Genomic DNA, 23,624 nt, shown 5'->3' with positions numbered 1-23,624 from the left:
GTTTGGATGCAAAGCCACGAAATTATTTGGGTGCAGCTAATTACAGTACAGGGTCGTTATCGATGAATGAGGATTGTTTTGGCAGGGTTGTCTCACTACACTAGGTCTAGCGGAAAGGACCAAATCTTCAGGTCACTCATCTAAATTGGGCACAGACACACAAGAGGGATTATCAGCGTGCTGTATCTAGCGGAAGTACAAAAGGGTAAAGGTGGTTTACTGGGCGGCGGCAAGGCAGAGCTAAAGCTGCTTGCCTGTCAGCGATCGGAGCAAAGCTGGAGTGCTGTCCCCGGTGAAGAAGCCGTTCTGTGTGAGGAAGCCAATAATTACAGTGCTGGAGCACTGGTACTGGTGGACCTGACATCCAACAGACAGGTACAGCGAGTTCAAGAAGCGGCTCGTCAGTTGGTGAGCATTTTGCAAAACTTTTCGCGCTTACAGGAAAAGTTTAAAACCCAAGAAGAAGAAATTGAGCAGTGGAAGCAGTCTTTGACTTATCAAAGTCAGGAGCTGAATCGTCGGGAAATGGAAATGGAAGCCCGACGTGAGCAACTTCAGCAGATGGAGGAGGACTTTGAACAACTAGAACAGCAACGACAAGAAATTGAGACGCAGCGTGAGGAAGTTAATCGACAGCGTGAGGAGTTTGACAGTAATCGGCAGGATTTAGAAGGAGCTTGGGAGCATTTGCGAGGAGAGATGCGTCGCCTGGAAGAACGGCAGGCGGAGTTTCAGCAGGCTGCTGTGCTAGATGAAGGGAATGCCCAAACGATTCAAGAACTCTTAAATCGGCTAGCAGGATCTAGCCCCCCCACCGAAGCGGTTCGAGAACAACTTGCTGGTTCCCTGGAGATTGTGACCCAGCAGCAGGGCTTGCTGAGTCAACACTGGCAAAACCTCGATCAATATCGCTCTACAGCGCAGCAAATGCAAGAGGAGGTTGACCGGCAGTCGCAAAATCTCCATCAGCGCTGGCTGGAATGGCATCAGGCACAGGAGTCTTTGGAACAGGCGCGAGCAGAATTGAAAGTTCAGCAAAGCTCTCTGACTAACAAGAGGGAGTATGCCAACATGTTGAGCTTGCAGTTGCAGAACCACGAGGAACTACACCAGCAGGTGTATCGGCTGGCAGATGTGTCTGAAAATGTGACCGTTGGTCATCAGATGGATGTAGAGGTGCTGGAGAAAATGCCTCTGGATGAGTTGCAGAGACTGGTACAGGATCTTGAACGGGATCTTGAAAAGTTGTCTCGGTTTGTAGAGAGCCAGGAAGAAGAGCTACGGTTTAAGCAACAAGAAATTGATGCTTTGCAGGCAAAGGTTCAGAGTGCCAGTGAGTTCGATCGCCTCAATTTGGAAAACGAGCTGGCAGATGAGCAGGATGGCTACCAGATGTTGAACGAAACACTGGTGGGTCAGCGGCGCAGTTTGCGTGAGCGGAAGAGTATCTTGGGGCGACACCAGGCGATTTTGAGGCGACGGCAGGGTATTGGGGATGGTGCGAGTCAGGATGTGGGAATTGATTTAGGTCCCATCTTGGGGCAAATTGATGGCCATCGTCACCAGCAATCCGATGAGTTGCAAAAGCTGGAGAACCAGATTGCTCAGATGCAGAGTGCAATTGAACAAGCTCAGGGGATGGTTACTACGCAGACGGCTGATCAGGAGTTTAAGCGGGGTGGGCTGAGGCAGGAGGAAGAAACCCTTCTAAGTCGCCGCAGAGAAGTGGCGGAGCTTTGGGGGCGGGTGAATCTGTACCAAGAGATGCTGCAACCAGTTCAGGATGGAGTCGATGGGCTGCGACAACGGTTAGAAGCGGTGGCTGACTCACTGGGTCAAATGCAGGAATCGGGTGACCATCAGGTTCAGGCGATCGCAGAAATGCGTCAGATCATTGTCAACTTAACCAATACTCCTGAATTAGCCGCCTCATAAAGAGATACCAGGTTTCAGACGTGAGTTGTTAGAGTAGGGGAATGTGATTTCTAACCCCTGCATCTTGAGTTGCCATAATTTCTTATGTTTGATGGCTTTTGGCGGATTTCCCCTGGGACTGGCTCAACTGAGGCAGCGATCGTTTCCTACGAATTCACTCGCGAGTTTTACCGGGAGATGAAATATCGTGAAGCTCATGAAGCTTACTGCCAGTGGTATCAGGAAACCGCCAAAAAACATCGGCAAGAACTTCAACGGATGCAGGGTGACGTTAACATATTGGGCTGGTTTTACGAATGGCGAAATTAGCTTTCAGAAATAAGATCCAGTTCATTTGCCTGAAAGTGCGCCCTGAATTTCCCGCCAAATTTGACTAAATAGGGGAGGTTGGCACTAATAGGTCTGCCCTGCCACTCTCGTACTATACCCAGCACCTCTCCCTCCTGCCCTTCCATATCGAAGGGTTGGTTGCGGTGTTCAGGATGATGGTAAACGATGACGGACTGTGTCACTCGGACACGACTTCCGACCGAAAAAATTTCGCCAGATTGCATAACGTGCGCTTCCTGAATAACAGTCATCTCCTCTACCAGTACACAGATTCAATAGATTTTTTTAGCAATTCCTTATCTTTACATAAGACTGTCCCCGTCGCTCATCAACCCAATTTTTCCAACTCTTTGAAGTGGGATGAACCGCTCACGAAAGCGCTGAAAGCTATCCGGATCTAAACGTGACCAGGTGATGATCCCAAGCCCACCAACCAACACAAGCACCACGATCGCTCCCAGAAACATGAGCGCACGTTTGGTTGCTTGATTTTTAGCCGCAGAAGATTTGGTTTGTGTTGGATCACCCGTAACTTCCTGCCTCAGAGATTGGGATGCCGTTGACCACTCAGAGCCTCTACTTCGACCATCAGAAGTTTGGGGTAGAAGCACCTCTGGCATGGGAGAAGACACATGACAGTGAAGCAAGGCAATGGTGGAATTGTCGTAGCCATTGTGTTGATTTGCCAGATCCAACCAGGTTCTGACGGCAGTATCCAGCGACATTTTGCTGTTTAGCACTGCTCTTGCTGTTTCTGCCCAGGTGCGCTCAATCAATCCGTTATCGCTCACTCCATCCGAGCAAAGCAACAGTAAGCCATTTTCTTCCAGGATGAAGCGCTGAATAGTGGGATGAATAAAGTCTGCATCCCGTGTCCCAAGTGCCTGGGTCAGCGCACCAGCATCGGGGCGATGGATCCCTTCATGATAGAGTGCCCGCCCTGTGCGAACCTCCCGCGTGACCACATTATCATCTACGGTCAATGAATAACAGTGACGTTGGGTGAGCCAATAGGCGCGGCTGTCGCCGACATGTACCAGGTAGAGTTCATGCCCATTTTCCGCAAACGTACTGCCGCCTTTTTTGACGCGCTGAGGTAGCTGGATTGCCATAACCAGGGTAGTCCCCATGCGGCGGCGGTCTTCCCTCTGTTGGGCATCATTTTGACTGGCAATCAAATTGTTGACAACCCTCACAGAGCTTTCCAGTTGTTGCACCACCAGTTCCGGTGGTACAGGCTCTTCTGCGTCAGCAATTTCAGAGAGGAGTGCCTGCATCTGAGGTTTGAGGGACTGTACCGCAATTTGGCTGGCAACCTCTCCCCCTTCGTGCCCGCCGATACCATCGCAGACGATCGCCACCCGTGGCATCAGCCCATCTACCTGGGAAGGTTGGTTGAGTGTGAGTGGGTAACAGGCATCTTCGTTGTGTTCCCGCTCCGGTCCAGTATCTGTGCCTCCTGCCACCTTCAGGTTCAGGGGAAGTTGGGCTGCCTGTTCCAGGAGTAACTGGTTCAGTTGGGCCGCGATCGCTCCCGGCTCTTCCTCTGCCTGCATCTGCTGACAAATGGAGCGTAACGGCTCGATCAACTCTGGTTTGGCACTGTCCACCCAACTCAGCCACAGATTCGATAAATCAGCCAGCCCCAGGGCAAGCTCTGAGTCGGTGGAGGCAGCCAGTACATCAGTGTCATGGTAAAGCTGGCATAGGCGCACTCGCCAGCCCTCAACCCGAATGTTATCAGCAGCTAACAGGCTGGTAGCGACTCCCAATTCTGCCAGTGGTTGCCAAAGCTGGAAGATCTGCCATAGCCAGTAAACCTGTCGAACCGCCGTTGCCGTTGCCCAGGCTTCGGCGATCGCCGGGTAAAGAATACCCGATGGGTCTAGCGGTACATTGTCTAGGAGAAAAATTTCCTCGTCTAAAAGCTCACCATTTTGGATGCAAAACCCGTAGACCTCTGGAATATGGAGACGGTAGGGATACAGATATAAATAGGGCAGTACGACATCTGACCAGTCTGCGGGAACATCGGGCGGCAGACTGGGTTGGGTATCTAACCAGATGCGCCGTGCGGTGACATAATACCTGCCGCCGACCTGACTGGTGGCGGGAATCTGTTCCGCAGACTTGCCTACCGCCAACAGGTAGCGGTAGATCAGCGGAGTGCCGCACGCTCCACAGACCGAGCTTCCGAGGGGATTGAGGGGGGCGGTGCAGTTAGCGTTAGGGCAGCAAATCTGCGGTTTGGGTTGGCTCATGGGCGAATCATAGCTCTTTTAACTGGCTCACCTAAAGTTAAGTGGATTGTTCCGACAGATCAACCACGTCCACACTAGACTGGTCATAGAAGAGTCATGACAGGGATTGTTCGCACAATGCCAGCCGTTCCCTTGCCATTGACCCAACAAGATTGAGAATATCGGCGTAGATTCTCGCAGTTTGTGGGGAATTCTAGCAAGACACCTGTGTAAAATTTGGCTAACACTCCTAATTAAAACCATCGGATAACACCGATAAATTTTTTCCGCAGTTTTTACAAAAGGGATAGTTTTATCCGAAACCTGTGGCTTGCAAACTGGATCCAATATTAGGTGATGAATCTCTTTTCATTCAATCAACGTGTGGAGCAGTTGATATGACGCTAACTCCCACCATGCTATGGCTGGTGATTGGTATTGCCCTGTGTCTGGCAGAAGTGTTTACACCTACTGCCTTTGTGGAGTTCGTTATGGGCATTAGCGCGCTGGTGGTTGCGGCGATCGCCCATCTCATCCCGTTCAGTCTCCAGATTTTGCTCTGGATGATTCTGTCCCTCACCCTGGTATTGGTTTCCCGTCGATTTGTCCGCCAGAAAGCTGCAAAGAAACTGGATGCGACGGATGGCGAAACTCTGACCGAAATTCCGGCGGGCAAGACAGGACGGGTACTGTATGAAGGGAATTCCTGGTCTGCCCAGTGTGAAGATGACAACCTGGCGATCGCTCCCCAACAGAAAGTCTACATCGTCGGACGGAAAGGCACGACGTTGATTGTGATTCCAGAAAACAGTGTGCGGGATTAATGATGGTTTAGTCATTGGTCATTGGTCATTGGCAGGTATTAACGGGATGTGCAACTAATTTACCCTCATCCCCACCCTTTTCCCCCAGGAGAAGGGCTTTCAGACATTTCCTGTCCTCTCTCCCATCGGGAGAGGGTTAGGGTGAGGGCAATTCTTGCAGGCATTTCAGCAAAGTCGCACATCGCATTATTAATGCCAATGACCAGCGATTAGTGACTAATGACCAATGACCAAATTGATCCCCTATCTCAAATTCATTCTATAAAATTCTAGGAGGATTACCCATGTGGGGTTGGTTGATGGCATTGTTAATTGGGGGCGGAGGGCTTGCCCTGTCAAGCACCAGAGTGATTCAGCAAGGAAACGAAGCCCTCGTCGAACGGTTGGGAGTCTATGACCGCAAGCTACAACCTGGATTAAGATTTGTCGTTCCCGTGCTAGATCGCGTTTCCTACCGGGAAACCATCCGGGAAAAAGTGTTAGATATTCCCCCCCAGCCCTGTATCACCCGTGACAACGTTTCCATCACCGCGGATGCCGTGGTGTACTGGCGAATCGTGGATATGGAAAAAGCGTACTACAAAGTCCAGGATTTGCATATGGCAATGGTCAACCTGGTGCTGACTCAGATCCGCTCAGAGATGGGGAAACTGGAACTGGATGAAACCTTTACAGCCCGCTCTCAAATCAATGAGATATTGCTGCGCGATCTGGATATCGCCACGGATCCCTGGGGTGTGAAGGTAACCCGTGTAGAACTACGGGATATTATCCCCTCCAAGGCAGTACTGGAGTCGATGGAACTGCAAATGTCGGCTGAAAGGCGCAAACGGGCAGCGATTCTGACTTCTGAAGGGGAACGGGAGTCAGCCGTGAACTCTGCCCGAGGAAAGGCGGATGCCCAAATTCTGGATGCTGAAGCGCGTCAGAAAACGGTAGTGCTACAGGCAGAGGCAGAAAATAAAGCGACTGTCTTGAATGCCCAGGCGCAGCGTCAGAGCCAGGTTCTTAAGGCACAGGCAACGGCAGAAGCGATCAAAATTGTGGAACAGATACTCAACAGCAGTCCCACGGCAGCAGAGGCAGGAAAACTGTTGCTGGCACTGGGTTACCTGGATATGGGTAAGACCATTGGTGAAAGTAATAGCAGCAAGGTCTTATTTATGGATCCCAACAGTGTTCCCGCTGCTCTCCAGGGAATGTTGTCAATGGTAGAGAACAACCGAGGCTAAAAAGAGCATGGTTGAAAAGCAGGATGATTTGACCTTCTCAAATCATCCTGCTTTGCTTTTTATCCCAAAAGGCTTTGTCTCAAATCGCGAATAGCTAGTGAGGATGGCTCAAGTTTTGGAGTAGTGCTTTCAGCCCTAGAATTGGCAATTGTTTTAATCATTCCAACTTTTTTTCTGTGGTATCAGAAGGTATCTTAAAGATTTATTCGGGGTTAATGCAGTTGGAGGAACCTTTGTGGCAAAACGTACACCAAAAGGGGAAGCAAGTTCCAATACAGCCGCCTCCCCGCAAACTCAGCTTGAGACAGAACTAAAATCTCTGCTAAAGCAGAAAAAATATCGTCAGGCACTGGATCAAATTCATAAAGTTCAGCGATCGCAGCCTGACCTTAAGACTACGCCTTCAGAAGCTGAGATCTGGTTACTGCGGGGTCAACAGGAATTCCAGAAGCGGGATTGCAAGCAAGCCGATAGTTCCTTTCGCCGCGCCTTTCATTGGGATTAGTGGGAGAAGTCCACTACTGGCTGGCAAAAACCTTACTGGTGCGAGACCAACTGGATGGGGTAATCTCACTGATTCAGCCTGTTTTTGAAGACGGTAGTTTGCCCAAAGACTATAGTATTTGCTACGCCAAACTATTACTGCTCAAGGGCGACACAGCAGCCGTTGAACAACTATTGAATAAACAGTCAAAACGGTTTCCATCTGCCCATCAGCACTGGCTGCGTGGAGTTCTGAACCTGAAAGTGGAGCAGACCGAAACCGCCCTGGAATTCTTTCAAAAGGTCAAGCGTCCTGTGACAGCGGGCGATCGCCCCGATATTTGGCAAATTTATACTTAACAGGCGCTCCAGCAGTGGGAAGTGGCGGCACTTAAGTTAGGGCTGGGAATCCAGACCACAAACATGTAGGGATTTCTTTGGGAAAACCGACCTATGCTGGGCATCCGAATCCTTGAATTTGTTGCCGAAAACAATCCCCATAAAGCTGCCCATATTTTGCTGAAGCTGGATCGTCATTCCTCTAGATTCCCAGAACTAGCTACGATTCGTCCGGCATTGTTAGCTCTGGCGGGGCAACAGTCAGTGGCAGAAGGGGAAATGCCCTGTGCCGTTCGGTTTTGGCAGCAATTGCAGAAAGAGCAGCCCATTGATCCCCAACTGGCGGTGAATTTGATGAAAGCCCTGGATCTGAATCAGGATTACCAGGAGCTACAGCGATTGATCACCCGGATCATCAAATGGTTAGAGCAGGACTTTAAGCAAAACCCCCAAAACTGGTCAGAGGAGCGTCATAAAGCGGCGCTTGTCTATGCCCACTGCCGTCTGGCAGATACCTGGATGGTGATGGGGCGCGAGCGCACCGCCATGGGTGAACTGAAAACTGCAGAGCGGATTGATCCTAAGTCACCTGAAATTAAAGGACGATATGGACTGATTGTCGTCTTGGAAGAACGCTATGAGGAAGCAACCCAGCTATTGAGCGAGGCATTGGAGGAGGGATGTCGTTACCCAGAAGTCTATACCGTTCTAATTAAAACCTGGAGGGAACTCGGTTAGCTCAGAAGCATCTCATAGATGTCCGTCGTCGGTTTGGCAAGAAATTTGGTGATCTCAACCCTGAAGTGGATGTAGAGGTACTTCCCTGGGTGGATGCCCTTTCTACTGAGGACTACTCCTTGTTTAGCCATCGCTACAAGGAGGGAGCAATCGCGACCCAGCCATTCGAGCCTGTCAGATTTTTGATGATGCGGTTCAAGGAGAACCCACGGGTAGCGGCAAAGTTTCTCTGGATCAAACTCAGGTAGTTCAAGAATGGGATCAATTGCTGCAACAATTATCGACCAAAGAACAGGTGCCCACCTTACAGGCGATCGCCCTCTCCATCCTGCTCTTCGCTAAACGAGAAAAAGGGATTGCTGCCCTGATCACCCAGTACATGGTGAAGTTGTTTGAGTTGGGAACTCAACAACCAGAAGCGAAAGAGGCACATCTGGTGATCCTGGACTGAAAGAACGCGACCCCAAAAAGCTGCAAATTCCTTTCCAGACTTACCTCGATGCCACGATTGATCCAGAAGCGCTAAAACAATTACGTCAGCGTGTCATCAGTCAACTGGAGGTCAGTTTAGATGAGATGATTCGGGAGACATTTTGAGAAGGATGAAGGATGAAGGCAAAAGGCACCTACTGACACCTATTCGCTACTGACGGTTCGGGTGGGATCGCTGTCGAAGCCTGAGCGCTCACAGCAAAGCTCCTGATACCAATTTCATTTAAGGATGAGCAGAACTAACCCTTGTCAGGCAAGGGGTTTAAGCCCCTTGTTCAGTACAGCCTCATAAAGAAATGGTATGACCACTGATTCTTTTCCTCACTCTAACAACCCACAACTAATAACTAACAACCCCCTACCCCCTCCTGCCCCCGCCCATGCTTGATCAGCAAGCCTTATTTAACCAATTTCTCAACCCCCCTTCCCTCCTCTCCCTCTCGCCGCTTCTGCCATCGCTGTGGTGTCGATCTCGCCCCTCTGATTCACCTTCATGATCAGGCTATCTGGCATTACAGACAGGCAATCGAGGCATTAAAAGCAGGGGATTATGCAACTGCCATTGCTCAGAATCATCAAGCGATCGCCCTCAACGCCAACCAGGCAGATTTTCATGCTTTAGCTGGGCAACTCTGGGCGTTGCAGGGAGAATTTAAACGGGCAATTGCTGCCTGGAAAAAGGCGCAAAAACTGGATCCTACACATTCAACTGCAACGGCTTTTCTCCAGTGGTTAATGCGGTTTTAACTCTGCATCGATTCTTTATCAATATTTGTTCCTCTATCAAAATTTATTTATATTTTTAGAGGATGCTTTAAAGGTCTATTTTCCTGTGTCCTTGTCGGCTATTCGCAAAGCGTTCCCGCAGGGTAGGCGCGGCTATACGGACACTAGCGAAGCAAAGCGAAGCCATACCCGCAGGTTACGGAAACACTTGTTTGTCTGAGTCCGTGCAGGCGGACTTTGTTTGCTTAGTCGCCGTTTTAACCGCTGGACACTTTTCAAACAACGTCTTACCTGCTTCCCTAAGAACTAATCGATAAATTTATTCACGACTAACCCCTGGAAGTGTTAGCTCTAGGGATTAGAAGCAATCAATTACTACGAACCTGGTTCCTATATTGCAAATGATTCTTGATAGGTGAAAAACCTCTGCTTGACTCCTAATTTGACCGTGATAGATTGAAGATACTGTCAATAAAAGCTCCTAAACGTGCCAAGAGGGGGAAATCATGGCTGATACTCAAAGTTTATTGCGCTCCTTTAATCAGGTTTATGACAATCCGGTTTTATTTGATCATTCGGTAACTGCACCCATTTGCGAAGGTCTCAACATTGCATTAGCAACTTTTCAAGCGCTCTATTTGCAGTATCAAAAGCACCATTTTGTGGTTGAAGGTGCGGAGTTTTATTCCCTGCACGAGTTCTTTTCTGAAAGTTATGAACAAACGGAGGGGTATGTTCATAAGCTGGGAGAGCGCCTGAATGGGTTGGGCGGGACTCCTGCGGCAAGTTTCACTAAGTTGGCTGAATTGTGCTGCTTCACCCCTGAACCCGATGGCGCTTTTTCCTGCCGCCAAATGGTCGAAAACGATCTCCAAGCAGAACAAGCGGTCATCAGTCTATTGCGGCGACAGGCAGGACAGGCAGAAAGCCTCGGCGATCGCGCAACCCGCTATATGTACGAGCAAATTTTACTGGAGACAGAAGATCGGGCATTCCATCTGGCACACTTCCTGGCGCATGACAGCCTGACGCTGGCTTATGTGCAGGGGACGAATAACTAGTCGGCTACACCGTTTGGTAACGATTGGATAAGGCAAAGCTCCGCAAAACGATGCTGACTATCCGCCGCTCCATTCCTGGGGATGTCTGGAGGGAAAAGAGCGATCGCCTCTGCACCCACCTTCAAACTTCCCCCTGGTTCATCCAGGCTGATACCGTTCTCGCCTACTTCAGCTTTCGCCAAGAGCCAGATCTCAGCCCCCTCTTTGCAACAGGACAGGCAACGACCAGTAAAGTCTGGGGATTCCCTCGCTGTGTCGAAAAATCTCTCTCCTGGCACATCTGGGCATCGGACAGCCCTTTTCTGCTCCAGCCTGGAGCCTATGGTATCCAGGAACCCCACCCCAACTCTCCTATCCTGGAACCAGACCAGGTGGATTTGCTTTTGGTGCCTGCCGTTGCCTGCGATCAGCGAGGCTACCGTCTGGGCTATGGGGGTGGTTTTTACGATCGCCTTCTGAGTCAACCAGCGTGGGCAGCGAAACGAGCGATCGGCATTGTGTTCGACTTCGCTTACCTTCCTCATCTGCCTGACGACCCCTGGGACAAGCCCCTGGAAGCAATTTGCACGGAATCAGGTCTCTTTTTTCCACCCATTCCGTCAGACTTAGACTCCAGCCCACTATAGTTATGAATGACAGATGACTGGAGGCAGCTATGTTTGGTTTGGGATGGCCCGAAGTGGCAATTATTGTGGTTGTAGCAATTTTGATTTTTGGTCCTAAAAAGATTCCAGAACTAGGCAGTACCCTTGGGAAAACTCTGCGTGGCTTCAAAGAAGAACTCAACCAGGCAGAGGAAGAAGAGCAGGATCAGGATGGGGATTATCGGAGTTAGATTTTTCCCTTACCCCTTCCCTGCCATCAGTAAACCGAGGTGATGAATGTCTGCATCTTGAGCGGCGATCGCTCCTACGATGTGCCCTTCGTAGAGGACAAGAACGCGATCGCTTAACCTCAAAATTTCCTCCAGCTCGGTTGAAATTAGCAGGACAGCGACTCCTGCATTTCGCTGCTCAATTAGCTGATGGTGGATGTACTCAATGGCGCTGATATCGAGTCCGCGTGTGGGTTGGGCAGCCAGAACAATCTGGTGGTTGTGGGAAAGTTCTCTACCCAAGATCATTCGCTGGGCGTTGCCACCGGACAGTTTGCCTGCTGCGGTTTTGATCGAAGGAGTACGGATGCCAAACCGCTGAACCAGTTGCAGAGAGTAGTTCCAGATGGCACGCAGGTTGAGAAACCCCCGTTGATTAAAGGGAAAATTGTGGACTTCACGCAACACAGAATTTTCCGCAACCGAGAAGTTGGACAGTAGCCCCATGCCATAGCGATCGCTGGGGATGTGTGCCAGCGTGCCCGCCAAATGAATGTCGCCCTTTTGCAAGGGACGCAGGTGGGCGATCGCTTCCTCTAGTTCCCGCTGTCCATTGCCGTCTACTCCGGCGATGCCGACAATTTCACCCGCATGAACCGTCAGGTTAACTCCCTTCAAGGCGGGCAAGCCGCGATCACTCTCTACCCAAACATTTTTCAAGTTCAGCAATGCTGCCCCTGGCTCACAGTCTTTCTGGGTGCGGGAAAAACTGACTTCACGCCCCACCATCATCTGGGCGAGTTGTTGTTCGGTACAATCCTTGGTTGCAACCGTGCCAATGGTATGACCATCTCGCAACACGGTGACGCGATCGCAAACTGCCATGACTTCGTTCAACTTATGGCTGATGAAGATAATGGAAGTGCCCTGTGCTGCCAGGGTTCGCAGAATACCCAGCAGTTCTTCTACTTCTTGCGGGGTTAACACGGCGGTCGGCTCGTCCAGAATCAGGATTTTTGCACCCCGGTCAATTGTTTTCAGAATTTCGACCCGCTGCTGCTCCCCAACGGACAAGTGCCAGACCTCTGCGGTTGGGTCAATCCGTAACCCATACTGATCAGACAACGCTTTCAGACGGGAATATAGCCGCTTTTCATCCTCTTTCAAAATCCCAGATGGCTGCCCCAGGATAATGTTGTCGGCAACGGTAAAACTTTCCACCAGCATGAAATGTTGATGCACCATGCCAATGCCAGCGGCGATCGCATCCCGTGGCGAATGAAGCTTTACAGGTTTACCCGATAGCCAAATCTCCCCAGCATCGGGTTCATACAGACCACAGAGAATGTTCATCAGGGTTGTCTTGCCTGCCCCATTCTCCCCCAGTAAGGCGTGGATTTCTCCAGTCCGCAACTCGAAGTTGACACCATCATTGGCAATCACGCCAGGGAAATGCTTAGAAATATCCCTCAGTTCAACTGCCAGGGGGGGAGAGGCGACATCCACGGTGGAAGCAGAGTAGGCATCAAGCTCAGTCATGGTAGAGAGAATAGGTCATACCGGACTACCATATCAGTCTGCCCTGTCTAACGGGGTAACGACCCACACTCCGAGGCTTGTTAAGTAAACTATCCAGTCGACAGGATGCTTGGATGAATTGGACTCATTACTCAAGTTTGTTAAACTCTGACCGATATTTTACTGTTCCAACCCATCCATCCAATGCGCCACTTTCCAACTCCAGCACCATAAACGCCTCATCGGGCACGGCGTATTCACATCTCAATCCCTTTTCCCTGGCTGGAATAAACCCAAACCGGGGATAGTATGCTGGAGAACCCAGCACGACAATGGCATTGCAGCCGAACCGAGCGCACTCTTCTAAACCATGCTGAATCAGTAATGACCCAATTCCTTGTCGCTGATAGTCAGGTAGCACCGCTACGGGCGCTAATCCAAGCACGAGTAAATCATCCGCCCATTCCCCTTCAATTTCAACTGGGCTAAAGAAAATGTGTCCGACAATTTGCTCGAATTCAACTGCAACGAAGGAAAACGTAGACGCAACGCCTCGCAACTGATCAACTAAATCTGCCTCACCCTCTCGCCCAAACGCTGCAACATTGACCCGGTGGATGGCTTCTATATCTTCTGACTTCTCAGCTCTGACTTTCATACCTTTAGAACTACTGATTGGGTAGTGTTCTAGATCTGTTGTTTCCCACATTCCGCAGGTTGCACACCACAGAAAGAGTGATTTATTTTGCGGTTCCACCAAGAACTAAACGGCAGAACGTAGTCTTGAACATCTATAGAAGCTTGTCAAAGTACGGTCACTTCTCAGGGGGTTCCCATTCGCTGGGTGACCCAGATCGGTTCGCCGTTTTCGCTAATTTGCTGTTTTGCTAAACGCCAGGTTTTGCCCTCCTGCTGGCGTTGCAGGTAAACCTCAAACGGATTTTGGCTTTGAGTGACTTTGCGGGTTGGCAGTTTTACCGTGTAGTCGTAAGTGCCCTGGACCTGGTATGCCTGTAGGTCGTCAATTTTGAGCGGTGTTGTTTGATTGACCGAAACTCGATTAATGGTGAGGCTCTCCGGTGGCAGGTCAAGTCGGAGTTGCTGGCTAAGCAATTGCTGAGTCTGACCAAGTTGGAGGGCGATCGCCTGCTCTACCAGTTGACGACTAGGACCGGGACCCACTGCACTACAGCCAGTGAGGATCACGACAACTGCGATCGCACCCAGTATTCGCAATACCGACTTCCCTAGCGCCCTTGTTCTCATGCGATGGTTACCATGTGGCTAACGGTCTTCCTGGCAAGCTAGCTTCCTTCCAGGGTTAGTATAAAGCTGAACGTGTCCCGATTCTGAAGCGAAAACAGAACCATGTCGAATAAATCCCTCAACCTGAGCGATCGCCTCTACGAGTACCTCCTCTCCGTCTCGCTACGGGAACCTGAAGTTTTGGCAGAACTGCGGCAGGAGACGGCTCGGCATCCCAGGAGCGGAATGCAAATTGCACCGGATCAGGGACAGTTCATGGCACTGCTGATTCGGCTAATTGGGGCGAAAAAAGCACTGGAGGTCGGGGTTTTTACAGGTTATAGTTCCCTCTGCATCGCCCTGGCGCTACCTTCGGACGGTAAGCTGATCGCCTGTGATATCAGCGAAGAGTATACTTCTATTGCCAAACGCTACTGGCAAAAGGCAGGCGTAACAGACCGAATTGATCTGCGCATTGCCCCCGCTCTCGAAACATTGGATCAGCTTTTGGTCGCGGGACAGGCGAATACCTTCGATTTCGCCTTCATTGATGCGGATAAGGAAAACTATTTAAACTACTACGAACGCGCCTTCCAATTGGTTCGCCCCGGTGGACTGATTGCGGTTGATAATGTTCTCTGGAGCGGGGCTGTGGCAGATCCATCCGTTCAAGACGAAAGTACCCAGGCAATCCGTGCATTCAATCAGAAATTGCACTGGGATGAGCGGGTGAGTCTTAGCCTGGTGACGATCGCTGATGGTCTGACCCTGGCAATGAAGCAGTAGAATCACTAACCCACTCTTACTCCCCCACTTTTTTCACCGTGGGAAGTTGCCGAACCTGATTCCACCAGGTTTTTAGCTTGGGAGTGTCAGCCGTGATCAACTCAAATTCTGGAGTTTTGGAAAGATAGATGAAGATAGGAATGAGGTAAAAATCGGCAATGCTAATTTCATTGCCAAGCAAATAGGGACTGCCCACCATCAACGACTCGATCGCCCCTACAGAGGTCTTGGCAGGCCCAACGGCACTGGCAACCTTGTCTTCGTCGGTTTTACCACCTTGGCTTGGCACGATCAAACGCTGGATCACAATGGTACCAATGGCAGAGGGGTACAGATAGTTATCAATAATTGCCATGATCTGGCGCATCCGAGCTTGAAGCAGTGGATCGGATGGGCTGAATTTGTGATTGGCTACGACCGTATCCAGGTAGCCAGTAATGGCAGCCGTTTCATAAATGATTTCACCATCGACTTCGAGGGCGGGCACCTTACCAAAGGGATGCTTGGCAAGATACTCTACTGACTGGTTTTCACCATTGAAGATGCTGACTTCCTTAAGGTCATAGTCTGCCCTGGCTTCTTCCAACAACAACCGAACGGTACGGACATAGGTACTAATAGGAGTTCCGTGGACAGTGAGTTTTGCCATTTTTCTTTGACCTAAACCTATATACTTTCTTCGTCTATATCATCTTTCTTCGCGCCTGGCGGGTTACGACTCACCTTTGCCGGACACAAAATCATTTCCCTCCTACGGTACCCCACAAACCGAATATAGACCGATTCTCCTGGATGAATATCGGGTGAGTCAGGCTGGTGCAGTTGGGGATCGAAAGCAACCTCTTCCCAGATTGATCCAATGGTTTCGTAGCCCCAAGCCTGAAGCAGACTTGCCAGGGGCGTAAACATCCCGGTCAGGCTTTTAGCTGGCAAATCCGACTTGGCGTGGGCAATCTTGCTGACGGTGGGGTAGCCAACCAGTAAAGGCTGTAACTGCTGGAAAGTAGAAAGGTGGAGTTCATCCGCCAATTTGGCTTGCTGCTGTTGCTCAGTTTTTAATGCCTGTTGCAAGCAGTCGCACTCCTGAATCAGCCGTTCCTCCCGCTGCTGCCAAGCCTGCCGCTGCTGGAAATAGTCCTGCATCAACTGATCGTTCTGCTGTTGAAGTGCTTGCCGCAGGCGGGCACATTCCTGAGCTAACTGGGTCTTCTGCTGCTGAAACTCCTGCTGATTGTGCTGGTAGTCCTTTTTCAACTGCGAGAACCGATCCCACAACCGATCACCCGTTGGTGAATGGGGACGCAACAACCAGAAAATCAGCAGGACGAAACCCACCTCTAGAAAGAACCCAAACCAGAGCAGGTTGGTTTCTGACATCGTGTCAAAGCCCAAACATTAGGAAATGGTGATCACCCAGGTGCCAAGATAGCGCAACAGGGGCACGTCTCCCGGTGAAAGAATCTGGCAATTAAAGTAAAACATGCCGCCAAAATTGGGATTGCGGACATTGGAAAGCTGGATCTCCACCTTGCTGCCCGCCGGAACTGGCTCAACCGGGAAAATCTCAATCATGTTGTTTTCCTTGTTCCAATTGACCTCTTGCAGGGGCACAGACTTGTCCCTGACGATTATCTCGACGTTTTTCGGGTCAAACTCCCCCTTGTAGTAGTCGGGGTAGGAAATGGCAAACTGAGCCACCGCCAGTTGCATCTTCTTCTCTGGAATTCTTAGCCGGTAACGATCCCATGAACCCGATCGCCCACCAAAATCCAGACGGTAGTTGAGGTTATCTTCCCGCTTAACCCCGCCCCAGAGCGTGAGTCCGGGTAAACCCTGAGCAAAACTGAAAGCAGGAATTGCCCCAACCAGGCAGGTGGCGATCGCCAAGCCAGACAGGGCACGTTTCATAGGAAAGTTGAAAGACATAAGTTGCTTACCCGAATGAGCAGAGGTTAGTGAGTGAGTAGACGTATATGAATTTATCAGGTTACTGATGGGTGATCTCACCTGATCACCATCATACCGAGGGCATAGACAGATTGGGGTGTAACAAAAGTTCCTTTAAAGCCTGGACATCAACGATTTACCTCCGATAAGTTTGAATATTTATGAAGTTTTTTTATTTTTCATAATGAAATCCATAAGTCGGAATCATAAGACAACGTTAAAGATACAAATCGTGGAATCGGAATCGCCCTAGGATTCAAACAGTCTCCCAAAATACCACCAGGAGAATTCCCGCACTCTCTCGGAACGGGTTGCCATCCCTTAGTGAGTGCGAATCATTGATTACCGAGCGAGGTTTGGAAGCGCCCATGACGATTGCGATTGAAAAAGAAACGGAAAAAAATGAGCAGCCCCTGGCTGAGTCAACGGTGCGGAAACGGATTGGGATCCCAAAGGAAGTCTTTCCTAATGAGTGTCGGGTAGCGGCGACACCAGACACTGCTAAGATCCTGCAAAAAATGGGGTTTGAAGTCCTGATTGAGCACAACGCAGGACAAAATGCCAATTTTGCAGACAGCGCCTATGAGGAAGTGGGTTGTCGGATCGTCCCTGATGCTGAAACTTTGTGGAGTTCGGCAGATATTGTCCTCAAGGTGCGGTTGCCTGAGATGCACCCAACCCTAAACAAACATGAGGTCGATCTGCTGCCTGAAGGCGGAACCCTGATCAGCTTTATTTACCCCGCTCAAAATGCCGATTTGCTGAACCATCTGGCAACCCGTAAAGCAACCGTTCTGGCAATGGATGCCATCCCCCGCATCAGCCGTGCCCAGAAACTGGATGCCCTTAGTTCAATGGCTAATATTGCGGGCTATCGGGCGGTCATTGAGGCAGCCAACAACTTTGGTCGGTTTTTCACCGGGCAGATTACCGCTGCCGGAAAGGTGCCTCCTGCCAAAGTCATGATTATTGGTGCCGGAGTTGCGGGACTGGCGGCGATCGGTACTGCCAGAGGACTGGGGGCAATTGTACGTGCTTTTGATACCCGTCCTGTGGTGAAGGAACAGGTACAAAGCTTAGGGGCAGAATTCCTGGAGCTTGAGTTTGAGGAAGACGGTACCGGACAGGGTGGCTACGCCAAGGTCATGAGCGAAGAGTTCATCAAAGCGGAAATGGCGCTCTTTGCAGCCCAGGCAAAGGAAGTAGACATTATTATTACGACTGCCCTGATTCCTGGTAAGAAAGCGCCCATATTAATCACCCGCGACATGGTGGAGAGCATGAAAGAAGGCTCTGTAGTTGTGGACATGGCAGCCGAGCAGGGTGGCAACTGTGAGGTGACGAAACCCGGTGAGGTCTACAAATACAAGGGCGTGACGATTATTGGATTAACCGACTTGCCTAGTCGGATGGCAAACCAGGCGAGCCAGCTCTACGGCAAAAACCTGTGCTACTTGCTGGAAGATATGGGGGGAGCCGAAAAATATAAGGTAGACCTGGATGATGAGGTGATTCGGGGGGCGCTGGTACTGCACAACGGCGAAATCACTTATCCACCACCGAAGCCGCCTGCTCCTCCCGAAGCACCCAAACCTGCACCTGCACCAGTGGTTGCAACCCAACCCGCTAAACCAGAGAAAACCTCAAGCATTAACTTCGGTACGCTTGGGTTGATCCTGGCTGGTATTGTCCTGTTTAGCGTTGGTTCCGTGGCACCACCGTCCTTTCTGACCCACTTCACCGTGTTTGTGCTGGCTTGCTTCGTTGGGTACCAGGTGATCTGGAATGTAAGCCCGGCATTGCACACCCCCTTAATGAGTGTGACAAACGCCATTAGCGGCATCATCATCCTGGGTGGAATGCTCCAAATCTCTGGCTCACCAACCTCCGCCACCACCATTCTGGGGGCGATCGCCATCCTCATCGGCACCATCAACATTTCTGGCGGCTTTCTCGTCACCCAGCGAATGCTGAAAATGTTTCAAAAGTGAAAAAAGAGAGGAGAGAGGGTGAAGGGTTTTTTAGTTGTTAGTTGTTGGTTATTAGAGGGAAAAACCAGTGATTGGTCATCAACATTCTCAACTCAAAACTCAAAACTCAAAACTCAAAACTCAAAACTTTCAATTCTCAACTCTCAACTATTCACCCATCCCTTTTCACTCCTCACCCCTTACTCCTTAACAAACTATGTCCAATAACCTACTGACCGTCGCTTATATTGCGGCAAGTGCTTTATTTATTCTCAGCCTGGGAGGGTTATCCAACCAGGAAACTGCCCGCCGGGGAAACGTGTTCGGCATCGCAGGCATGTTGATTGCGTTTATTGCTACTGCTATTGGCGGGGTGTCTGCCTATGGCTTACTGGTAGGGGTGATTTTGCCAGGAGCCATCATTGGGGCAGTGGTTGCCTCCCGCGTGGCTATGACCTCCATGCCGGAACTGGTTGCCATCCTGCATAGCTTTGTGGGTCTGGCGGCGGTACTGGTGGGCGTTGCCAATTATCTAAATCCTGCTACGTCCCTGACTGGAGTAGAGTCTACCATTCATGAAATCGAGATTTATGTGGGTGTGTTCATCGGTGCCATTACCTTTACTGGCTCTATCATTGCGTTTGGCAAATTGAGCGGGTTAATTTCTAGCAAACCCCTGATGCTGCCTGCCCGTCATTTTCTCAATCTGGCTATGCTGATTGGGTCTATCTGGTTGGGCTATGAGTTTATGGGTGGCAGCCTGCTGACCGGGTTGCAATCGCTATTGATTATGAGCGCGATCGCGGGGGTGTTGGGGATTCACCTGGTAATGGCGATCGGCGGTGCTGATATGCCAGTAGTCATCTCTATGCTCAACAGTTACTCTGGCTGGGCAGCAGCGGCAGCAGGCTTCATGCTCTCTAACGATCTGCTGATCATCACGGGAGCGCTCGTCGGCAGCAGCGGTGCCATCCTCAGCTACATCATGTGCAAGGCGATGAACCGTTCCTTTATCAGTGTGATTATGGGCGGTTTTGGGGCAGGCACCTCGACCGCAACCGCTAGCAGCCAGCCTGCGGGGGAAGTCACGTCAACTACGGTAGAAGAGACGGCAGAACTGCTGGAAAATGCCAAGAGCGTCATTATCGTCCCTGGCTACGGAATGGCGGTTGCCCAGGCTCAGTATCCGATCTCAGAAATCACCAAGCGATTGCGTGAGATGGGCATCAACGTCCGGTTTGGCATTCACCCGGTTGCCGGTCGGATGCCCGGTCATATGAATGTTCTGCTGGCAGAGGCAAGCGTGCCCTACGACATTGTGTTGGAAATGGAAGAGATTAACGAAGACTTCCCCGAAACAGATGTGGCACTGGTGGTTGGAGCCAACGATACCGTTAACTCCAGCGCCCTGGAAGACCCCAACAGTCCGATCGCCGGAATGCCCGTACTGGAAGTCTGGAAGGCAAAGACTGCCATTGTCATGAAGCGCGGTATGGCAAGTGGCTATGCTGGCGTAGACAACCCCGTGTTTTATAAAGAGAATACCCGCATGTTGTTTGGGGATGCCCGTAAGAATGTGGATGCTATTTTAGGCGCACTCAGCATCAAAGAGCTGGCGGCTTCTCGTAAATAAAACCTGGCATCAATCTTTCTGGGGGCTTCGGTGAAGCGGAGCCTCCTTCGCATTCCCTGGCAGAGCCTGGGAACGAGGGAAAAACCTTCTCTTCCCCTTGTTAAAGTGGGAACTTTTTCCGCTTAATCTACGCCTTTAGTGCTGATATAGCTGTTCTTGCACTTGTGTATAGCGTTTTTGAATCCAGTGAGGTACATGGATAGCCGTAGAATCCTGGATTCAAACAGATAAGATGTACCTCACCCAGAAAGGAAACGCTATAAGGTAACCTTGACACGGTTTGGCTGACGCTGCTGGCGCAGCCTGCCCTCTGCTATAACAGCTTCGTACCAATCTACCTATGGGAATTCAGTTTTGACAGGGAAAATCGTCACTATTCCATTCCTTTCTGTGCTAGCCGTTTGTCTTTGGGTAGAGCAAAGTCAGGTTGCTGCGGCACAAACCAATTTGTGTGAAGGGCTGCATGGCAATTCAGCGATCGCCCAGAGTTGTCAGCCCTTGGCTGGGCAGCGATCTCTGACGGTGATTGGACAGGGCCAGGTTACTGTTCCTGCCGATACTGCCTTGATGGAATTTCGCTTTGCCAATCGTGACCAACCGGGAATGGGCATGGATGTTCCTGGTGTTTCAATTCAAACGGCGAGGCAGTTTACCGAAGACGCTTTGCAACCAGTGGTAACCGCTCTCAGGGGGGCAGGCATTCCCGCTGCTAACATCAACATTCAAACGAGTTCAATTCAGAACCCAATACTACTCGTCAAAATCGATAAACCAACCCAGGAAGGGTTACAACAAACTGTGCTGACAGTTGATCAGTCGCTTAAGTCCAGTCAGCAATTGTTTCTGCAAAGCATTGGTGCTGGGTACTTGGTCAACAATTGCGAACCGCTCCAACGCTCTGCTCGCCGCATTGCTTTACAAGATGCTCGGAGCCAAATTAAGACCCTGGCTCAGGATGTCAGCGTTCAACTGGGAGAACTTTTTTCGGTCACTGTTTTACCTTTAATGGGTTCGTCGGCTTCTTTAGGATGTGGTTCTAAGGTGGGAGTTCCCGTTTCCCCCCTTTCGTTTTCTACCAATGAAGCAACCCCTTCCTACAACCCGGCAGATAAGCCGGAAGTACAGGTGAGAAGCCAGGTGAGTGTAACCCATGCCATTCAGTCAAAGGATTTAGTTCAGCCTCGCTAATTTTGGTTAAGGAATTTAGGCAGGATTGGGGTAAACCTGTATATTACGGTTGCTCATCTGCTACTTACTTAACCATCAGGCAAAATTATTATGAATCTTCCGTTTGTAATTGATGTTGCGATCGGGTTACTTTTTATCTATTTAATTCTTAGTTTATTGGCATCCGAGCTTCAGGAATTGCTAACGACCCTGTTGCAGTGGAGAGCAAAGCATTTAAAAGATTCGATTGAAATTCTGCTGGCGGGTGGAACCTCAAGTCAGGCAGAAGATCAAGTTAAGGATTTGGTCGATCGGCTTTATCACAATCCATTGATCAAAACCGTCAATCAAGAAGCGAAAGGGGGGATTGCCAGCGCATTACGAGGGGTGACTCGCTGGCTATTGCCTGGTAATCGCAGAGGTGCTTTTGGTCATGATCAATCGACTGGACCTTCCTACATTCCACCAGAGACGTTTGCAACTTCTTTAATGGATAGTTTGGGGATTTCGACGTTGGCGGAAAAGTTAACTGAGATCAGATTAGAAAAGTTTATTACCAGAATTGTGGGGAAATATTCCAGTCATGGTGATGGCATTGTAGAGATTCCTACCGATGATTCTCTGGAAGGAAATGGGGAAAAAGGTGGAGTGAGAGTCATTGCAGAAAAGGTGGGAATTATTAACCTGAATTTGGATGAGAAATTCAAAATCCTGGTTGAGGACTATGATGACATTTTGATGGATTACCGATCGGGGGAAGCCGCATTAAAAACCTGTGTTGAGCGGATGGCTTATAGTCTGGCTGGCTATGTTGAAGCTTGCTCGGTATCAGAACCGGAGGAACTGCATTTAGACTCCAAAGCTAAAGATTACTTGCTCAGGCGGCTCAAGCTATTCAAACTAGGAATTTTTGGTGAAAATAATGAGCGAGCCTTGTTGGCTGGAGGCTTGCAGCCGAATGCCTATGAGGTTGCCGAAATGGTGAACCAGACTAGCAAAACCTTTAAAGAAATTGAAACTGCCTATGAAGCCTTAACAACGGGCGGTGATGAGATCGCCGAAAAGGTGCATGCGGAAGTTCTTGCCCTATGCCCAGAGAGCGATAGCGCTTCAGCTTCCTCCACCCCATTGCAAACTCTGAATAATGAGCAACGCCGCCTCTATCTCAATCAGGCTTTTGCCAACTTGATTGGATCAGGGGAATTGAGCGAAGAAGATCGCAAAACCTATGAGAATTACGAAGCTTACCAAGAAATCAAACGGCTGTTAAGTACGATTCCCAAACCCGTCAGGGATACGCTAGAAAGCCTTGCAGGACGTGCCCATGCAAAGCTAGAACAGGGGGAAAACTATGTCAATCAGTTTCGGGAGGAGATTGCCCTCTGGTTCGATCGCTCCATGTCCCGTGCTTCTGGGGTTTATAAGCGAAACGCTAAAGGGGTCGCGATTATTTTAGGAGTCCTACTGGCAATCTTCACGAATGCCGACTCCCTCTACATGGCAGACCGATTAGCCAGTGACGAAAATCTCCGTAAAGTTGTGACAGATCGGGCATCCCAGCTTTCCGCTGGAGCGAACCCCACCCCGCTGACGGAAACAGAACTGGAAGACTTGAAAAACAGAGCGGATCTGGTTCTCCGTGATCTGACCCTGCCGATTGGCTGGAGTCCGCCTAATTTAATTCGCCAATTCAGATGCAATCTAGCAGACAGTTCCACAACCAATCCAAAGGAAGGAACCAATCCAAAGGAAGGAACCAATCCAAAGGAAGGATCGGAACCGATACAGAGCAGAGCCGAAGAACGCAACAACCTGGGGCAGGCTTGCCTGGGATCTGAGACAGCAACGAATGTTCCCGTTGTTTTGCAATTGATGGCGGCTAAACCAGTGGAAGTGTTGCGGCGGCTAATGGGTTGGTTGATCACAGGGATTGCCATTGCAATGGGGGCACCGTTCTGGTTTGACCTGTTGAATCGAGTCGTGAATGTCCGGAACACAGGCGGCAAGCCACACTCCCCCTCAAATTAGGACTCTCATTTTTAGGACTCTCATTTTAAAGAACACGCCACTGGGTCAAGGCTGAAAACTGCCATACCTTGTTCTCTAGGCTCAGCCTAGGAACACTGACTAAAAGGCTCTGCCTC

Annotated in this window: 25 protein-coding genes; 17 read left to right on the top strand and 8 right to left on the bottom strand. The window is 50.1% G+C overall.

What is annotated here, in order from left to right; all coding sequences use genetic code 11:
• Positions 1-177 precede the first annotated feature (177 nt).
• Complete coding sequence (gene hmpF / locus AC1S52_RS07965; RefSeq protein ID WP_482028491.1) at positions 178-1,935, top strand: pilus motility taxis protein HmpF; 1,758 nt, start codon at positions 178-180, stop codon at positions 1,933-1,935.
• An 84-nt stretch (positions 1,936-2,019) separates the two neighbouring features.
• Positions 2,020-2,244: a hypothetical protein gene (locus tag AC1S52_RS07960; protein ID WP_482028490.1), complete on the top strand. Its 225-nt coding sequence runs from the start codon at positions 2,020-2,022 to the stop codon at positions 2,242-2,244.
• On the opposite strand, the gene AC1S52_RS07955 is transcribed toward AC1S52_RS07960, so the two are convergent.
• On the bottom strand, positions 2,241-2,516 hold the full coding sequence (locus AC1S52_RS07955; protein ID WP_482028489.1) for a ferredoxin-thioredoxin reductase variable chain: 276 nt from the start codon (positions 2,514-2,516) through the stop codon (positions 2,241-2,243). The genes AC1S52_RS07960 and AC1S52_RS07955 overlap by 4 nt on opposite strands.
• 51 nt (positions 2,517-2,567) lie before the next feature.
• Positions 2,568-4,526, bottom strand: coding sequence for a PP2C family protein-serine/threonine phosphatase (locus AC1S52_RS07950; protein ID WP_482028488.1), 1,959 nt, complete (start codon positions 4,524-4,526; stop codon positions 2,568-2,570).
• Positions 4,527-4,903: 377 nt separating this feature from the next.
• Here AC1S52_RS07950 and AC1S52_RS07945 point away from each other — a divergent pair, with 377 nt between their 5' ends.
• The 10 genes from AC1S52_RS07945 (at position 4,904) to tatA (ending at position 11,235) form a co-directional block, all read left to right on the top strand.
• On the top strand, positions 4,904-5,329 hold the full coding sequence (locus AC1S52_RS07945; protein ID WP_482028487.1) for an NfeD family protein: 426 nt from the start codon (positions 4,904-4,906) through the stop codon (positions 5,327-5,329).
• Positions 5,330-5,613: 284 nt separating this feature from the next.
• Entirely contained in the window at positions 5,614-6,561 is a 948-nt protein-coding gene (locus AC1S52_RS07940; protein ID WP_482028486.1) for an SPFH domain-containing protein, read from the top strand.
• A 235-nt stretch (positions 6,562-6,796) separates the two neighbouring features.
• A complete protein-coding gene (locus AC1S52_RS07935; RefSeq protein ID WP_482028485.1) occupies positions 6,797-7,066 on the top strand; it encodes a hypothetical protein in 270 nt (89 codons plus the stop codon).
• A complete protein-coding gene (locus AC1S52_RS07930; protein WP_482028484.1) occupies positions 7,057-7,404 on the top strand; it encodes a hypothetical protein in 348 nt (115 codons plus the stop codon). The genes AC1S52_RS07935 and AC1S52_RS07930 overlap by 10 nt, the downstream gene beginning before the upstream one ends.
• 93 nt (positions 7,405-7,497) lie before the next feature.
• Entirely contained in the window at positions 7,498-8,121 is a 624-nt protein-coding gene (locus tag AC1S52_RS07925) for a tetratricopeptide repeat protein (protein WP_482028483.1), read from the top strand.
• A gap of 265 nt (positions 8,122-8,386) precedes the next feature.
• Positions 8,387-8,572, top strand: a complete 186-nt coding sequence (locus AC1S52_RS07920) for a hypothetical protein (RefSeq protein ID WP_482028482.1) — start codon at positions 8,387-8,389, stop codon at positions 8,570-8,572.
• 425 nt (positions 8,573-8,997) lie between these two features.
• The gene (locus AC1S52_RS07915; RefSeq protein ID WP_482028481.1) at positions 8,998-9,360 is read left to right on the top strand and encodes a tetratricopeptide repeat protein; all 363 of its coding nucleotides are present in this window, start codon (positions 8,998-9,000) and stop codon (positions 9,358-9,360) included.
• Positions 9,361-9,845: 485 nt separating this feature from the next.
• Positions 9,846-10,400 carry a DNA starvation/stress protection protein DpsA gene (dpsA, locus tag AC1S52_RS07910; RefSeq protein ID WP_482028480.1) on the top strand — a complete coding sequence of 185 codons (555 nt, stop codon included), beginning with the start codon at positions 9,846-9,848 and terminating at the stop codon, positions 10,398-10,400.
• A 23-nt stretch (positions 10,401-10,423) separates the two neighbouring features.
• A complete protein-coding gene (locus AC1S52_RS07905; protein ID WP_482028479.1) occupies positions 10,424-11,026 on the top strand; it encodes a 5-formyltetrahydrofolate cyclo-ligase in 603 nt (200 codons plus the stop codon).
• A gap of 29 nt (positions 11,027-11,055) precedes the next feature.
• Positions 11,056-11,235 (top strand): twin-arginine translocase TatA/TatE family subunit, encoded by a 180-nt coding sequence (gene tatA / locus AC1S52_RS07900; protein ID WP_482028478.1) that lies wholly within the window; start codon positions 11,056-11,058, stop codon positions 11,233-11,235.
• A 9-nt stretch (positions 11,236-11,244) separates the two neighbouring features.
• Here the strand turns inward: tatA and AC1S52_RS07895 are convergent, their stop codons facing one another.
• The 3 genes from AC1S52_RS07895 to AC1S52_RS07885 all read right to left on the bottom strand — a co-directional run bounded on the left by AC1S52_RS07895 (position 11,245) and on the right by AC1S52_RS07885 (position 13,998).
• A complete protein-coding gene (locus tag AC1S52_RS07895; RefSeq protein WP_482028477.1) occupies positions 11,245-12,753 on the bottom strand; it encodes an ABC transporter ATP-binding protein in 1,509 nt (502 codons plus the stop codon).
• 127 nt (positions 12,754-12,880) lie between these two features.
• Positions 12,881-13,390, bottom strand: coding sequence for a GNAT family N-acetyltransferase (locus tag AC1S52_RS07890; protein ID WP_482028476.1), 510 nt, complete (start codon positions 13,388-13,390; stop codon positions 12,881-12,883).
• A gap of 164 nt (positions 13,391-13,554) precedes the next feature.
• A complete protein-coding gene (locus AC1S52_RS07885; RefSeq protein WP_482028475.1) occupies positions 13,555-13,998 on the bottom strand; it encodes a hypothetical protein in 444 nt (147 codons plus the stop codon).
• A 102-nt stretch (positions 13,999-14,100) separates the two neighbouring features.
• Between AC1S52_RS07885 and AC1S52_RS07880 the strand changes: the two genes are divergently transcribed.
• Entirely contained in the window at positions 14,101-14,763 is a 663-nt protein-coding gene (locus tag AC1S52_RS07880) for a class I SAM-dependent methyltransferase (RefSeq protein ID WP_482028474.1), read from the top strand.
• 16 nt (positions 14,764-14,779) lie between these two features.
• Here AC1S52_RS07880 and AC1S52_RS07875 read toward each other — a convergent pair whose 3' ends face one another.
• Genes AC1S52_RS07875 through AC1S52_RS07865 form a run of 3 tightly spaced genes read right to left on the bottom strand, consistent with a single transcriptional unit; the run spans position 14,780 to position 16,689 of the window.
• Positions 14,780-15,412, bottom strand: a complete 633-nt coding sequence (locus tag AC1S52_RS07875; RefSeq protein WP_482028473.1) for a glutathione S-transferase family protein — start codon at positions 15,410-15,412, stop codon at positions 14,780-14,782.
• Positions 15,413-15,429: 17 nt separating this feature from the next.
• On the bottom strand, positions 15,430-16,140 hold the full coding sequence (locus AC1S52_RS07870; RefSeq protein WP_482028472.1) for a hypothetical protein: 711 nt from the start codon (positions 16,138-16,140) through the stop codon (positions 15,430-15,432).
• 18 nt (positions 16,141-16,158) lie between these two features.
• Entirely contained in the window at positions 16,159-16,689 is a 531-nt protein-coding gene (locus tag AC1S52_RS07865; RefSeq protein ID WP_482028471.1) for a DUF2808 domain-containing protein, read from the bottom strand.
• A gap of 389 nt (positions 16,690-17,078) precedes the next feature.
• Here AC1S52_RS07865 and pntA point away from each other — a divergent pair, with 389 nt between their 5' ends.
• From pntA to AC1S52_RS07845, 4 genes are all read left to right on the top strand, one after another.
• Positions 17,079-18,701, top strand: coding sequence for a Re/Si-specific NAD(P)(+) transhydrogenase subunit alpha (gene pntA, locus AC1S52_RS07860; protein WP_482028470.1), 1,623 nt, complete (start codon positions 17,079-17,081; stop codon positions 18,699-18,701).
• Between the two features lie 196 nt (positions 18,702-18,897).
• On the top strand, positions 18,898-20,313 hold the full coding sequence (pntB, locus tag AC1S52_RS07855; RefSeq protein WP_482028469.1) for a Re/Si-specific NAD(P)(+) transhydrogenase subunit beta: 1,416 nt from the start codon (positions 18,898-18,900) through the stop codon (positions 20,311-20,313).
• A gap of 354 nt (positions 20,314-20,667) precedes the next feature.
• On the top strand, positions 20,668-21,501 hold the full coding sequence (locus AC1S52_RS07850) for an SIMPL domain-containing protein (RefSeq protein WP_482028468.1): 834 nt from the start codon (positions 20,668-20,670) through the stop codon (positions 21,499-21,501).
• A gap of 90 nt (positions 21,502-21,591) precedes the next feature.
• Positions 21,592-23,508, top strand: a complete 1,917-nt coding sequence (locus AC1S52_RS07845; RefSeq protein WP_482028467.1) for a hypothetical protein — start codon at positions 21,592-21,594, stop codon at positions 23,506-23,508.
• Positions 23,509-23,624 lie beyond the last annotated feature (116 nt).

The sequence above is a fragment of the Kovacikia sp. CALU 1929 genome (assembly GCF_056784235.1).
This window is presented reverse-complemented; position numbering and strand designations above follow the sequence as displayed.

Coding starts and splice junctions, on each gene's coding strand:
- AC1S52_RS07955 (WP_482028489.1), bottom strand. CDS start 2,516: ATGACTGTTATTCAGGAAGCGCACGTTATGCAATCTGGCGAAATTTTT.
- AC1S52_RS07890 (WP_482028476.1), bottom strand. CDS start 13,390: ATGAAAGTCAGAGCTGAGAAGTCAGAAGATATAGAAGCCATCCACCGG.
- AC1S52_RS07960 (WP_482028490.1), top strand. CDS start 2,020: ATGTTTGATGGCTTTTGGCGGATTTCCCCTGGGACTGGCTCAACTGAG.
- AC1S52_RS07925 (WP_482028483.1), top strand. CDS start 7,498: ATGCTGGGCATCCGAATCCTTGAATTTGTTGCCGAAAACAATCCCCAT.
- AC1S52_RS07845 (WP_482028467.1), top strand. CDS start 21,592: ATGAATCTTCCGTTTGTAATTGATGTTGCGATCGGGTTACTTTTTATC.
- AC1S52_RS07870 (WP_482028472.1), bottom strand. CDS start 16,140: ATGTCAGAAACCAACCTGCTCTGGTTTGGGTTCTTTCTAGAGGTGGGT.
- AC1S52_RS07945 (WP_482028487.1), top strand. CDS start 4,904: ATGACGCTAACTCCCACCATGCTATGGCTGGTGATTGGTATTGCCCTG.
- AC1S52_RS07950 (WP_482028488.1), bottom strand. CDS start 4,526: ATGAGCCAACCCAAACCGCAGATTTGCTGCCCTAACGCTAACTGCACC.
- tatA (WP_482028478.1), top strand. CDS start 11,056: ATGTTTGGTTTGGGATGGCCCGAAGTGGCAATTATTGTGGTTGTAGCA.
- AC1S52_RS07885 (WP_482028475.1), bottom strand. CDS start 13,998: ATGAGAACAAGGGCGCTAGGGAAGTCGGTATTGCGAATACTGGGTGCG.
- AC1S52_RS07940 (WP_482028486.1), top strand. CDS start 5,614: ATGTGGGGTTGGTTGATGGCATTGTTAATTGGGGGCGGAGGGCTTGCC.
- AC1S52_RS07875 (WP_482028473.1), bottom strand. CDS start 15,412: ATGGCAAAACTCACTGTCCACGGAACTCCTATTAGTACCTATGTCCGT.
- AC1S52_RS07865 (WP_482028471.1), bottom strand. CDS start 16,689: ATGTCTTTCAACTTTCCTATGAAACGTGCCCTGTCTGGCTTGGCGATC.
- pntB (WP_482028469.1), top strand. CDS start 18,898: ATGTCCAATAACCTACTGACCGTCGCTTATATTGCGGCAAGTGCTTTA.
- AC1S52_RS07895 (WP_482028477.1), bottom strand. CDS start 12,753: ATGACTGAGCTTGATGCCTACTCTGCTTCCACCGTGGATGTCGCCTCT.
- dpsA (WP_482028480.1), top strand. CDS start 9,846: ATGGCTGATACTCAAAGTTTATTGCGCTCCTTTAATCAGGTTTATGAC.
- pntA (WP_482028470.1), top strand. CDS start 17,079: ATGACGATTGCGATTGAAAAAGAAACGGAAAAAAATGAGCAGCCCCTG.
- AC1S52_RS07880 (WP_482028474.1), top strand. CDS start 14,101: ATGTCGAATAAATCCCTCAACCTGAGCGATCGCCTCTACGAGTACCTC.